Below are 11,461 nucleotides of genomic sequence, written 5' to 3' on the forward strand. Positions count from 1 at the left end.
TCGGTCATCGTTTTTGCCTGTTTATTATTTTTGCGCGGGCTCACGGTTGGCGGGCCGCAAGTTGCGGCCCGCCGGGACGGTCAGGCAATGCGCGTCAGCATTCCACCCAGTTCACAGCCAGGCCGCCCCGTGAAGTCTCTTTGTATTTGTCGTGCATGTCGGCGCCGGTATCGCGCATGGTGCGGATTACCCGGTCGAGGGAAATGAAGTGTTTGCCGTCGCCGCGCAGGGCCATTTGCGTGGCGTTGATCGCCTTCACCGCGGCGATGGCATTGCGTTCGATACACGGCACCTGCACCAGGCCGCCGACCGGGTCGCAGGTCAGGCCGAGGTTGTGTTCCAGGCCGATTTCAGCGGCGTTTTCCAGTTGCTCCGGGGTTGCGCCGAGCACTTCAGCGAGGCCCGCCGCGGCCATGGCGCAGGCCGAACCGACTTCGCCCTGGCAGCCGACTTCGGCGCCGGAGATCGAGGCATTTTTCTTACACAGAATGCCGACGGCGGCGGCGCCCATGAAGAAAGCGACGACGTCCTCGTCAGACGCGTCCGGATTGAATTTCATGTAGTAGTGCAGAACGGCCGGAATGATCCCGGCCGCGCCATTGGTCGGCGCGGTCACCATGCGCCCGCCGGCAGCGTTCTCTTCGTTGACGGCGAGGGCGAACAGGTTGACCCACTCCATCGCCGACAGCGTCGAACTGATGACATTCGGCTTGCCGATTTCCAGCAGGCTGCGGTGCAATTTCGCCGCGCGGCGCGGCACGTTCAGCCCACCGGGCAGGATGCCTTCGTGGCGCAGACCCTGTTCGACACACTCGCGCATCACCGACCAGATGTGCAGCAGGCCGTTACGGATTTCAGCGTCGCTGCGCCAGGCCCGTTCGTTGGCCATCATCAGTTCCGACACGCGCAAATTGTGCTGCCTGCACAGGTTCAGCAGTTCGGCAGCGCTGGAAAAATCGAACGGCAGCACCACGTCGCCGGCCGGTGCCACACCGGACTCGGCCTCCGCGGCTTCGATGATGAAACCGCCGCCAATCGAGTAGTACGTTTGCGTAAACAGCTCGGCGCTTTCGCCAAAGGCTGTCAGCGACATGGCGTTGGGGTGGTAGGGCAGGCTTTCGTCGAGCAGCAGGAGATCGTGCTGCCAGTTGAAGGAAATTTCTCTCTGGCCGGCCAGCAGCAACACGCCGCTTTCGCGCAGTTGCTGGATGCGTGGATCGATGGTCGCCGGATCGATGCTGTCCGGCCATTCGCCCATCAGGCCCATGACCGTCGCGCGGTCGGTGGCGTGGCCGACGCCGGTGGCCGACAGCGAACCGTACAAACGGATTTCCACGCGACGCACATCGTTGAGCAAGCGTTGCTCGATCAGCGCCTGGGCGAAGGTCGCGGCGGCGCGCATCGGGCCGACGGTGTGGGAACTGGACGGACCGATGCCGACTTTGAATAGATCGAAAACACTGATAGCCATGCTAAACCCTTACAAGCAATGGAGTAGGAATCGCTGCCATTTTTTGTAGGACAAGCGCAATGTCGGCGATACTGCCTACCTCGGTCCTACGTGACTAACGAAATTTCCTAAGTAAGCCTTTAGCAGGACTAAACAATGAGTCGTCAATTGCATGCCCAGACCTACGTCTGGCTGCAGGTGTTTTCCTGTGCCGCGCGGCACCTGTCGTTCACCCGTTGCGCTGAAGAGCTGCACATCACTCCGGGGGCGGTCAGCCAGCAGATTCGCCAGCTGGAAGAGCGACTGGGTTTTCGCCTGTTCCACCGACGGGCGCGGGGCGTGGAGTTGAGTGCGGAAGGCCAGCGACTGGCCATCACGGTTAACGAGGCCTATGGCAGCATCGATGCTGAATTGCGTCGTCTGGATGCCGGGATGATCAGCGGGATTCTGCGGGTGCGTTCGATTCCGTCGTTCCTCAGCAAATGGCTGACCCCGCGTTTGCCGCGTCTGCAACAGCGTTATCCGGACATCCAGTTACGGCTGGTGGCCGAGGACAGCAGCGTGCCGTTGCACGAGGGCGATTTCGATCTGGCGATTGACCTGAATGACGGCAGTTATCCGGGGCTGTTATCCACAGCCTTGCTCGATGAGCAGATTTTCCCGGTTTGCGCGCCGAGTTTGCTGCGCGGGCGTCCGCCGCTGCATGGGCCGGCGGACTTGGTGCATTTCCCGTTGTTGCACGACATCACCGCCTGGCGGGGCAGTTATGAATATGCGGAATGGGAGTTTTATCTGAACGCGATTGGCTTTGAAGGCGCCGACGTACGGCGTGGGCACACGTTCAATCGCAATCACCTGACCATCGAAGCGGCGATCGCCGGTATGGGCGTGGCGATTGCCCGGCGCACGTTGCTCAACGATGAACTGGAGCGCGGGACGTTGATTGTGCCGTTCGGCCTGTCGGTGCCCAACCACAAACGCTACGTGCTGCTGTATGCGCCGGGGGCCTTGAGCCATCCGGGCGTGCGCGCGGTGCATGACTGGCTGGTGGAGGAGGCGGGGATTTTCCGCAGCTTGCACCCGTTGAACGACGGGCAATTGTGAGCAGATTTTGCAGGGTTGCGAAGCGACCCAACTCCCGACCTTACCAGTGACTTGCCCGGTTGTCCGGCTTTTTTTGCGAATGAATATTTATCTTTTTTCAGGGGTTGAAATGTTCGTCGGTCGGGCCGATTGTTGTAACCAGGAGGTCAGGAAATCCAATTCAAGGCCTCTGGCGAGCTAGCTGAAATAAGGGATGAACTATGCAAATCCAAGTCAACAGCGATAACCATATTCAAAGCAGTAAGCGACTGGAGGAGTGGGTACGTACAACTATTGAGAGCACGCTCGAACGTTATGAAGAAGACCTGACCCGTGTCGAAGTCCACCTGAGCGACGAGAACGGCGACAAACCAGGTCCCCATGACTTGCGCTGCCAACTGGAAGCGCGGCCAAAAGGCCATCAACCGATTTCCGTCACCCACAAAGCCGATTCGCTGGAACAGGCGATCGACGGTGCAGCCGAAAAACTGGAACACGCGCTGGAGCACCTGTTTGGCAAACTGCGAGGCAAACCTCGCGCCGCCATCGTGCCATTCAGCAAGGCGAATGATGCACTGCTGGAGGAAGAATTTCTCGAGAACGAACAGGCAGCGATCAACAGTTGATACGCTGATTTTTCAAGCCACCCCATGAGAACGGGCCTGCGCAAGCAGGCCCGTTTTTGTTTGTGGCGTTTTTTGCGCAGGGCATCAGAAAGCGGCCCCTCACCCCAGCCCTCTCCCTCCGGGAGAGGGGGCCGACCGAGGTGTCTGACGTGAAACATCGACCTGAAAGACCGACTCGACTATGGATTCGGCAAAGTAGAATCAGGTCGGCGTACTTCGCAAGCATCCCGCAATCAGTCTCCTCTCCCTTGGGAGAGGGTTAGGGTGAGGGTTTTTTCAATCTCAGAACGCGAGGGTGGTTTGCACGTACACCGTGCGCGGTTCACCCACGTACTTGCCTTTATTGTTGTCATCAAACGAGCGGGTGAAATACTGGGTGTTGAAAATGTTCTTCACCCCCACCGCCACGTTCAGATCCGACAATTGCGGGCCGAAGTCATAACCGGCGCGGCTGCTGAACAGCATGTAACCGGGGATCTTGCCGGTGCTGCCGTCGGCGCTTTCCCTGGAGGTGTTGGCATTGTCGGCGAACTGGTCGCTCTGGAAGCTGCTGTCGACGTTGAGTTTCCACGGGCCCTCGGTATAACCGACGCCAATCGTGCCTTTGTGTTTCGACGAGAACGGCACGCGATTGCCCTTGTTCGGCCCGTCCTCACGGATGGTCGCGTCAACATAGGCATAAGTGGCGTACACATCGAAACCGGCGAGTGCCGGGCTCAAGTCATCCAGCGCGTAGTTGACGCTGGTCTCGATGCCCTGATGGCGGGTCTCGCCTCGGGCGATCACCGAATCGTTGGTCTGGTTGCTTTCGTACTGGTTGTCGAAGTTGATCAGGAACGCACCGATTTCCGCGCGCAGGGTGCCGTTGTCATAACGGGTTCCGAGTTCCCAGGTGCGGGCCTTCTCCGGTTTGACTTCGCCGCTGCTCACACGGTTGGGCATCTGACTGTATTGCACGCTGCCGAACGAACCTTCGGTGTTGGCGTACAGATTCCAGCTGTCGCTCAGGTGATACAGCACGTTCAGCGCCGGCAGCGCGGTGTTGTAGTCGCCCTTGTATTTGACGTCGGTCAGGTTGTTGGTCTGCTGCGACTCGATCATCTCGTAGCGCACGCCCGGAGTGATGGTCCATTTGCCGATGTCGATGCGATCGTCGACGAACAACGCATTGGCTTCGGTGCCACCGCGGGTGTCGCGGTCGTTGCGGCTGTCGGTAGTCGGGTATTGGTTGCTGCTGATCGGCGTGCGATAGCGCAACTCGTGGCCGGCCTCGTTGATGTAGCGGTAACCGACGCCGACTTCATGGCTGGTCGGGCCGAGGTCGAAGCCCTGGGCGAAACGCGTTTCGAAACCGCGCACCCAATACTCGCGCGGTGACAGCGAGAGGAAACTGCCCTGATCCAGATAACCGCTGCGCAGGGTCTTGGTGAAGAAAGTGTTGGCGGTGAATTCGCGGCGATCTTCCTGATAGCGATAGCCGAAGTTGAACATTGTGCGGCGACCCCAGAACTGGTCTTTCAGGCGCGTCGACTGATACGGATCGGCGTCGTAATCGGCGACGCTGAGGCCGCCGGGCATGTCGGCCTTGCCTTCGTAATACTGGGCCATGGCGTTGAAGCTGTTGGCCTCGTCGAGCTGGTATTTGCCCTTGAGGATCAGGTCGTCGATTTCGCTGTCGCTGTGTTCACGCCAGTCACCGCCACGGGTGCCGGAGTAAAGCAGCGCGCCGCCCAGACCATTTTCGTTGGTGCCGCCGGCCAGCAGGTTGGCGCTGGTTTTGAAGCCGTCATGGCTCGACGACGGGCTGGTCTCCGTCTGGAAGCCACCCTTGACCGTCGGCGCGTCGGGAATGGCGCGGGTCACGAAGTTGACCACGCCACCGACGTTCTGCGGGCCGTAACGCACGGCGCCGCCGCCACGCACCACGTCCACGGCATCCATGTTGCCCATGCTGATCGGCGCAAACGACAACTGCGGTTGGCCGTACGGTGCGAACGGCACGGGAATGCCGTCCATCAGTACGGTCGAGCGCGCGGCCAGGCGCGGATTGAGACCGCGAATGCCGAAGTTCAGCGCCATGTCGTGGCTGCCGGTGCCGTTGTTTTCCGGGGCATTGACCCCGGGGATGCGGTTGAGCACATCGCGCGCCTGAGTCGCGCCCTGCCGTTCAAAATCTTCGCGGCGGATCACGTCGCGGGCGCCGGGGTGTTCGAACACGTTGACCTGCGCCGCTTCACCGAGCCAGTCACCGACGACTTTCGAGGTGTCCAGCTCCAGCGCCGTGTCGCCGACCGGTTGCAGGCTGAAGGCATTGTTGCCCTCGGCGCGAGCTTGCAGGCCGGTGCCTTCGAGCAGCGCATCGAGACCTTGTGCAGCGCTGTAGCTGCCTTCGAGGCCACGGCTTTGCACACCGCTGGTGACTTGCGAGCCAAAGGAAATCAGCACGCCGGCTTCACGACCAAACTGGTTGAGGGCGTTTTCCAGCGATGCCGGAGCGATGTGGTAAACCTTGGTTTCGGCAGCCATGACCGGCAGGGCGCTGAAGCTCAGGCTGGCGCCCAGTATGAGGTTGCGCAGGCGACGGGCCAGTGGCGTGAGGCGGGTGGGGTGCATGAAGGGTGATCCTGAGAAGGTTGAATCAAAGGGGCTTTCCTTCTCTGTCACGCCAGATCTGAAAAACGGCTCACGGTTTACGAATATTTTTTGCATGACTGATTTTGTGGCGAGGGAGCTTGCTCCCCGTTGGGGCGCAAAGCGGCCCCTGTATTGAGGGCCTGCTGCGCAGGCCAGCGGGAGCAAGCTCCCTCGCCACAGTTTTGTTTTAAACCCGGGCCTCGACGCTGACCCAATAGCGGGTAAAGCGCCGCACTTTCACCGGCAGACTGATTTGCAGCAGATCAAGAATCCGCTCGCTGTCGTCCAGTGGATAGGTCCCGGAGATCAGCAGGTCAGCCACTTTCGCATCGCAATGCAACTGGCCGCGACGGTAGCGGCTGAGCTCTTCAAGAAAATCGCCCAGGCGCATGTGCGCGGCGATCAACATGCCGTCGGCCCAGGCGCCGCTGTTGGCGTCCAGTGGCTTGGCTTCGCTGACCGAAGTGGCGCTGAAACTCAGCTGACGGGCGACGGGCAGCCACATCGGTGCGTGCTCGTGGCGGGTCAATTCGACCTGGCCTTCAAACAGCGCCACCTGCGTACGATCGGCAAATTGCCGGACGTTGAGCCGGGCAGCAGCGGTTCTCAACAGCCCTTGTGCCGTGCGCACTTCGAACGCTTGTACGGTGCTGAGCAGAATCTCGCCCTCCAGCAGACTAATCAGCCGTTGCGTGCTGTCCACGTCCGCTGCGCTCGCGGTGTTGAGCTGCAACTGGCTGCCCGCACCCAGCGTAACTTTGCGGCGCTCCCCCAGCGGACTGCGGTAATCGGCGAGCAGCGTCGGCAGCGGATTGTGCTCGCGCATGCCCCAAGTGACGGCTGAACCGGCACCGAGAAGCAGCAGCAATTTGAGCGCCTGACGGCGACTGGAAGACTTCTGCCCGTTCAACGCGGCATGGGCCAATGGCGAAGCCACGCCGCGCAAGCGCTGGTTGACCCGCTGCATGTGTTCCCACGCCCGACGATGTTCGCTGTGGGCGTCCAGCCATTGCTGCCAGGCTTGTTGCTGACGCGGGGAGAGCGTCCCCTGCTGCATTTCCATCAGCCAGTGCACGGCCTGTTCGGCCACTTGCGCGGAGAAATCCGGAGCGCGGTTCATAGGGCGAAATAGCAGCGCAGGGCGGCTTTGTGCAGATGACGTTTGACCGTGGCCACCGAGATGCTCAGCTCGGCGGCGATTTGCGGATAAGTCAGGCCATCGACCTGCGCCAGCAAAAAGGCGCGCTTGACCAGACGCGGCAAGCCATCGAGCAGCTGGTCCAGCTCGATCAGGGTTTGCAGGATGATCGCTTTGTCTTCTTCCGATGGCGCAACCATTTCCGGCATCTGCGCCAGCGTGTCGAGGTAGGCGCGTTCCAGATCCTGACGACGGTAATGATTGAACAGCACGCGTTTGGCGAGGGTGGTGAGGAAGGCGCGCGGCTCGATGATCACTGCGGGTTCGCGAGAGCTGAGCACGCGGATGAACGTGTCTTGCGCCAGATCCGCCGCGCTGTCCGGGCAGCCGAGTCTGCGCCGCAACCAGCCGGTGAGCCAGCTGTGGTGGTCGTGGTAGAGCGATTCGACGGGATGGGCGGACGACAAGGGTATTACTCCGGGCGCATGATCGATGCGTTAGAGAACAAGAACTGTTCGCATTGTAGGGGCGGGCGAGGGTGTCCGGCAATCAGATGCTTTTGCGTATGAGAATATTTATCATTAATATTGCTCGCCTGTTGGTTCGGCTCGTTGGCCGGACGTTTTTTCGTTTCAGGGTCGAAACATGAAAGGCAAACTCGCCTCACTTCCCATGTCCTATCGTCTGGCTGTCACTTCGCGGGTGCTGGCGGCGGTGTTCGGCGGCTATCTGGTCGCGGCGCTGGCCAGTGTCGCGTTGACGATGTGGCTGCCGTTGAGCCGCGCCGAAGCGGTGGTGACCGGTATGACCATTTCCTTTCTGGTCTATCTGGTCGCGGTGCTGTGGTGCTTCGCTTGCCGCACGGCGTGGTCGGCGTGGGTCGGTTTGCTGGTGCCCAGCGTGATTCTGGCGACGGTGTCGGGTGCCGCGCGGGGCTTGGGTTACGCATGAAAGAGGGCTTTCGTCAGTCGATGGCCTGGCTGCACACGTGGACGGGGCTGGTGTTCGGCTGGCTGCTGTTTGCGATTTTTCTGACCGGAACGCTGGCCTATTTCAAGGATGAGATCAGCCACTGGATGCAGCCGGAAATTCCCGCGCGGCCGATTAATGCCGAAGCGAGCCTGACCCTGGCGCAAAGTTACCTGCAGCAACACGCCGCCGGCGCCTCGCGCTGGCTGATCGACTTGCCCGACGCCCGCGATCCCGGCCTGACGGTGCGCTGGCAGCAGGCGCCGAACACACCGGGCGAGCGCGGCAAGTTCGAATCCAGAACACTCGACGCGCAGACCGGCAGTGAAGTCCAGGCCCGCGAAAGCCTGGGCGGCGAGTTCTTCTACCGCTTCCATTTCCAGCTGCAAATGCCTTATCCATGGGGCCGCTGGCTGGCGACGATGGCGGCGATGGTGATGTTCGTCGGGCTGATCACCGGCATCATCACCCACAAGAAAATCTTCAAGGACTTCTTCACCTTTCGCCCGCGCAAAGGCCAGCGTTCATGGCTCGACGGGCATAACGCGGTCGGCGTGCTGGTGTTGCCGTTTCACTTGATGATCACCTACAGCAGCCTGGTGATTTTCATGGCGATGGTCATGCCGGCGAGCATTCTGGTGTCCTATAACGGCGACGTGCGCGCCTTTTACGACGAAGTTTTTCCGGCATCGAAGACCCCTGAGCCAGCCAACCGGGCGGCGCCGCTAAGTCCGATGGCACCACTGCTGGCCAAGGCCAGCGAGCAGTGGGCGGGAGGCAGCACCGCGCGGCTGACAGTGAACAATCCGGGGGACGCGAATGCCTCGGTGGTGCTGTCGCGCCGTGGCGACCGCGTCGTCCACGATTTCGGTCGCGCGGTGACGTTCAACGGCGTCACCGGCGAGCGCCTCGGCAGCACCCCGGAGCAGCCAGTGGCGATGGCAGTCGGCGGCACGTTCTACGGTTTGCACATGGGCCACTTCGCCGGGGCGACGTTGCGCTGGCTGTATTTCATCTGCGGTCTGGCGAGTACCGCGATGATCGGCACCGGGCTGGTGATCTGGCTTGGCAAGCGCCAGCTCAAACACGCCAAGAGCGGCGTGATGCCGTTCGAATTGCGTCTGGTGGAAGTGCTGAACATCGCCAGCATGGCCGGGCTGGTGTTGGCGGTGGCGGTGTTCTTTTTGGCCAATCGCCTGTTGCCGACAGATCTGCTCGGGCGCGCCGATCAGGAAGTGAATGCGTTTTTTATCGCCTGGGCTTTGAGTGTGGTGCATGCGTTGCTGCGCAAAGGGCGCAAGGCCTGGGTCGAACAGCTCGCGCTGGCTGCCGTGCTGTTTATCGCGGCGCCGCTGATCAATCTGACCACACCGTGGAATCTCGGGGTAACGCTGGCGCAAGGTGACTGGACGCTGGCGGGTTTCGATCTGACTTGCCTGGGCGCAGGTCTGTTCCTCGGCTGGGCCGCATGGAAAATGCAGCGTGCCGGCGGCGCCGTCAGCGTGAAAAAAACATCCCGCGAAAAGCCGCGACCGATCGCGCTTGAGCAGGAGGTCAACTGATGTTGCTGGCGTTGTTGCTGTGCTATGCCGCGTTCAGCGCGCTGTGTCTGTCGATGCCTCGGCACCATGATGAACTGCTCGGCAACAAACCCTCGGCGCGACGCGCACGGGGTCTGAAACTCGCCGGTTGGCTGTTGCTCGGGCTGTCGCTTTGGGCGGCAGTCGCTGAACACGGCTGGAGTTTCGGTCTGGTCGACTGGTTCGCGGTGCTCATGCTCAGCGCCTTGGCGTTGGTGCTGTTGCTGCCGTATCGCCCACGTCTGGCCCTCGCACTGGCCGGGTTGAGCCTGCTGGCCAGTCCGGTCGCTGCCTGGGCGCAGGTCTGACATGCTGATCGGTCATCCCCCGGAATCCCGCGACGACGAACCGCACGGCGCGCGTGCGCATTTTCTTCAGGTGTTCCTGTCGCAGCGCTCGCAGATGGAAGCGCTGGTCAACCGGCGCGTCGGCTGCCGGGCCACGGCAGCGGATCTGGTGCAGGACCTGTTTCTGCGTTTCTGGCGACGGCCGCTGGTGCAGGTCGAAGAACTCAGCACCTATCTTTTGCGCTGCGCCGGCAACATCGCCATCGATCACTTGCGCAGCGAAGGCACGCGGGTGCGGGTCAATGAGGGCTGGCAACCGGATGCGCCGGACAGTCACGGCAGCGAACCGCAAGCCGCGCTCGAAGCGGGCAATGATCTGCGCCATGTCGAGGCGGCGTTGCGTGCCTTGCCCGAACGCACCCGGCAGATCTTCCTGCTCAATCGCATCCACGGCCGCAAATACGCAGACATCGCCAAAGCCATGGGCCTGTCCCAAAGCGCCGTGGAAAAACATATGATGCGCGCCCTCGAGGCCTGCAAGGCCAGCCTGCGCGAACCCGCGCCACGTCTGCCAGGGAAAGCACCGTGAAAGTCACCGACCGCGTCACCCCGACGCCTGCTCAGGAGCAGGCCGCGCTCGCCTGGCTGAGCCTGCTGCACGACCGCCCGAGCACCGGCGATCAACTGACCTTCAGCCAATGGCTGCGCGCCGACCCGGCCCACGCCGAGGCCTACGCCCAGGCGCAAGTGCTCTGGGAGTTGAGCGAAAGTCCGGCGCGTACCTTGGCCGATGAAGAGGCGTTGGCGTTGCAGGGCTACCTCAATGCGATGGATCGTCCGCGTCGTTTACTGCTGCTGCGCTGGTCGGGCGCGCTGGCGATGGCCGCGTGTCTGATGCTGATGATCAGCCTTGGCACGGGTTGGCAGCCGCAGCGCTGGATCGATGATCTCGGTGCCGATTACGTCTCGGCGCCGGGTGAAGTCCGCACCGTGACCCTGGCCGATCAATCGCAAGTCACGCTGGATGCCGACAGTGCCATCGCGGTGGATTTCAGTCAGGGCGAGCGGCATGTGCAATTGCGCCGCGGTGCCGGATTTTTCAGTGTCACGCATACGGGGGATCCGTTTGTGGTCGCGGCGGAGAAGGGCGAGGCGCGGGTGCTCGGCACGCAATTCGAAGTGCGTCTGCAGCCCGCAGGTGCGCAGGTCACGGTGCTGTCCGGGCGCGTTGGCGTGACGGCGAATCGCAACGCGCAACAGCAGATTCTGACCGCCGGCCAGCAAGTGGCTTACGGGCAGGGCAGTGCGGAAAAACTGCACGCGGTGGACAGCGAGGCGCAACTGGCTTGGCGTCAGGGCTGGCTGAATTACTACAAGGCGTCACTGGCCGATGTGGTGGAGGATCTGCGGCGCTATTACCCGGGACGGATTGTTGTGCTCAATGATGAACTGGCAGCGCGCAAGGTCAGCGGCAGTTTTCCGAGCAAGGATCCGCAGGCGGTGCTGAGTTCGTTGCGAGGGGTGCTGGGGTTTGAGCAGCATCAGGTGCTGGGGCATCTGATTATTTTGCGCTAGGTCTACTGGCCTCTTCGCGAGCAAGCCCGCTCCCACAGGGGAATGCATTCCAGAATGTGGGAGCGGGCTTGCTCGCGAAGGCGTCAGAACTACCGACACTGCACTCGAAAAATATTTTA

At 61.7% G+C, this 11,461-nt stretch carries 11 protein-coding genes; 7 read left to right on the forward strand and 4 right to left on the reverse strand.

The annotated features are described in order from the left end of the window. Nucleotides 1–94 precede the first annotated feature (94 nt). Nucleotides 95–1,471, reverse strand: a complete 1,377-nt coding sequence (locus QMX91_RS23915) for an L-serine ammonia-lyase (protein ID WP_223008454.1) — start codon at nt 1,469–1,471, stop codon at nt 95–97. A gap of 135 nt (nt 1,472–1,606) precedes the next feature. Between QMX91_RS23915 and QMX91_RS23920 the strand changes: the two genes are divergently transcribed. Then, on the forward strand, nt 1,607–2,554 hold the full coding sequence (locus QMX91_RS23920; protein WP_007914183.1) for a LysR substrate-binding domain-containing protein: 948 nt from the start codon (nt 1,607–1,609) through the stop codon (nt 2,552–2,554). A 200-nt stretch (nt 2,555–2,754) separates the two neighbouring features. Further along, complete coding sequence (locus QMX91_RS23925) at nt 2,755–3,159, forward strand: HPF/RaiA family ribosome-associated protein (RefSeq protein WP_027610895.1); 405 nt, start codon at nt 2,755–2,757, stop codon at nt 3,157–3,159. 282 nt (nt 3,160–3,441) lie between these two features. On the opposite strand, the gene fecA is transcribed toward QMX91_RS23925, so the two are convergent. The 3 genes from fecA to QMX91_RS23940 all read right to left on the reverse strand — a co-directional run bounded on the left by fecA (nt 3,442) and on the right by QMX91_RS23940 (nt 7,398). Then, entirely contained in the window at nt 3,442–5,772 is a 2,331-nt protein-coding gene (gene fecA / locus QMX91_RS23930) for a TonB-dependent Fe(3+) dicitrate receptor FecA (RefSeq protein WP_282413484.1), read from the reverse strand. Nucleotides 5,773–5,980: 208 nt separating this feature from the next. Next, a complete protein-coding gene (locus QMX91_RS23935; RefSeq protein WP_135294988.1) occupies nt 5,981–6,913 on the reverse strand; it encodes a DUF4880 domain-containing protein in 933 nt (310 codons plus the stop codon). After that, on the reverse strand, nt 6,910–7,398 hold the full coding sequence (locus tag QMX91_RS23940; RefSeq protein ID WP_027610898.1) for a sigma-70 family RNA polymerase sigma factor: 489 nt from the start codon (nt 7,396–7,398) through the stop codon (nt 6,910–6,912). Before QMX91_RS23940 ends, QMX91_RS23935 begins: the two co-directional genes overlap by 4 nt. Nucleotides 7,399–7,576: 178 nt before the next feature. Here QMX91_RS23940 and QMX91_RS23945 point away from each other — a divergent pair, with 178 nt between their 5' ends. Genes QMX91_RS23945 through QMX91_RS23965 form a run of 5 tightly spaced genes read left to right on the forward strand, consistent with a single transcriptional unit; the run spans nt 7,577 to nt 11,342 of the window. Then, nucleotides 7,577–7,882 carry a DUF3649 domain-containing protein gene (locus QMX91_RS23945; RefSeq protein ID WP_007967542.1) on the forward strand — a complete coding sequence of 102 codons (306 nt, stop codon included), beginning with the start codon at nt 7,577–7,579 and terminating at the stop codon, nt 7,880–7,882. Further along, a complete protein-coding gene (locus QMX91_RS23950; protein ID WP_282413485.1) occupies nt 7,879–9,462 on the forward strand; it encodes a PepSY-associated TM helix domain-containing protein in 1,584 nt (527 codons plus the stop codon). The genes QMX91_RS23945 and QMX91_RS23950 overlap by 4 nt, the downstream gene beginning before the upstream one ends. Next, nucleotides 9,462–9,788 carry a DUF3325 domain-containing protein gene (locus tag QMX91_RS23955; RefSeq protein ID WP_134785468.1) on the forward strand — a complete coding sequence of 109 codons (327 nt, stop codon included), beginning with the start codon at nt 9,462–9,464 and terminating at the stop codon, nt 9,786–9,788. The genes QMX91_RS23950 and QMX91_RS23955 overlap by 1 nt, the downstream gene beginning before the upstream one ends. Before the next feature lies 1 nt (nt 9,789). Then, nucleotides 9,790–10,356: an RNA polymerase sigma factor gene (locus QMX91_RS23960; RefSeq protein WP_003221797.1), complete on the forward strand. Its 567-nt coding sequence runs from the start codon at nt 9,790–9,792 to the stop codon at nt 10,354–10,356. After that, on the forward strand, nt 10,353–11,342 hold the full coding sequence (locus QMX91_RS23965; protein WP_134785469.1) for a FecR family protein: 990 nt from the start codon (nt 10,353–10,355) through the stop codon (nt 11,340–11,342). The genes QMX91_RS23960 and QMX91_RS23965 overlap by 4 nt, the downstream gene beginning before the upstream one ends. Nucleotides 11,343–11,461: the final 119 nt, after the last annotated feature.

Origin of the sequence: Pseudomonas sp. PS01299 (genome assembly GCF_029960145.1) — a bacterium.
In the GTDB taxonomy this organism is placed as follows: Bacteria; Pseudomonadota; Gammaproteobacteria; order Pseudomonadales; family Pseudomonadaceae; genus Aquipseudomonas; species Aquipseudomonas putida_A.

Excerpts from the sequence above, each read along its gene's own strand:
- QMX91_RS23915 (WP_223008454.1), bottom strand. The coding sequence starts at position 1,471 with ATGGCTATCAGTGTTTTCGATCTATTCAAAGTCGGCATCGGTCCGTCC.
- QMX91_RS23920 (WP_007914183.1), top strand. The coding sequence starts at position 1,607 with ATGAGTCGTCAATTGCATGCCCAGACCTACGTCTGGCTGCAGGTGTTT.
- QMX91_RS23925 (WP_027610895.1), top strand. The coding sequence starts at position 2,755 with ATGCAAATCCAAGTCAACAGCGATAACCATATTCAAAGCAGTAAGCGA.
- fecA (WP_282413484.1), bottom strand. The coding sequence starts at position 5,772 with ATGCACCCCACCCGCCTCACGCCACTGGCCCGTCGCCTGCGCAACCTC.
- QMX91_RS23935 (WP_135294988.1), bottom strand. The coding sequence starts at position 6,913 with ATGAACCGCGCTCCGGATTTCTCCGCGCAAGTGGCCGAACAGGCCGTG.
- QMX91_RS23945 (WP_007967542.1), top strand. The coding sequence starts at position 7,577 with ATGAAAGGCAAACTCGCCTCACTTCCCATGTCCTATCGTCTGGCTGTC.
- QMX91_RS23950 (WP_282413485.1), top strand. The coding sequence starts at position 7,879 with ATGAAAGAGGGCTTTCGTCAGTCGATGGCCTGGCTGCACACGTGGACG.
- QMX91_RS23955 (WP_134785468.1), top strand. The coding sequence starts at position 9,462 with ATGTTGCTGGCGTTGTTGCTGTGCTATGCCGCGTTCAGCGCGCTGTGT.
- QMX91_RS23960 (WP_003221797.1), top strand. The coding sequence starts at position 9,790 with ATGCTGATCGGTCATCCCCCGGAATCCCGCGACGACGAACCGCACGGC.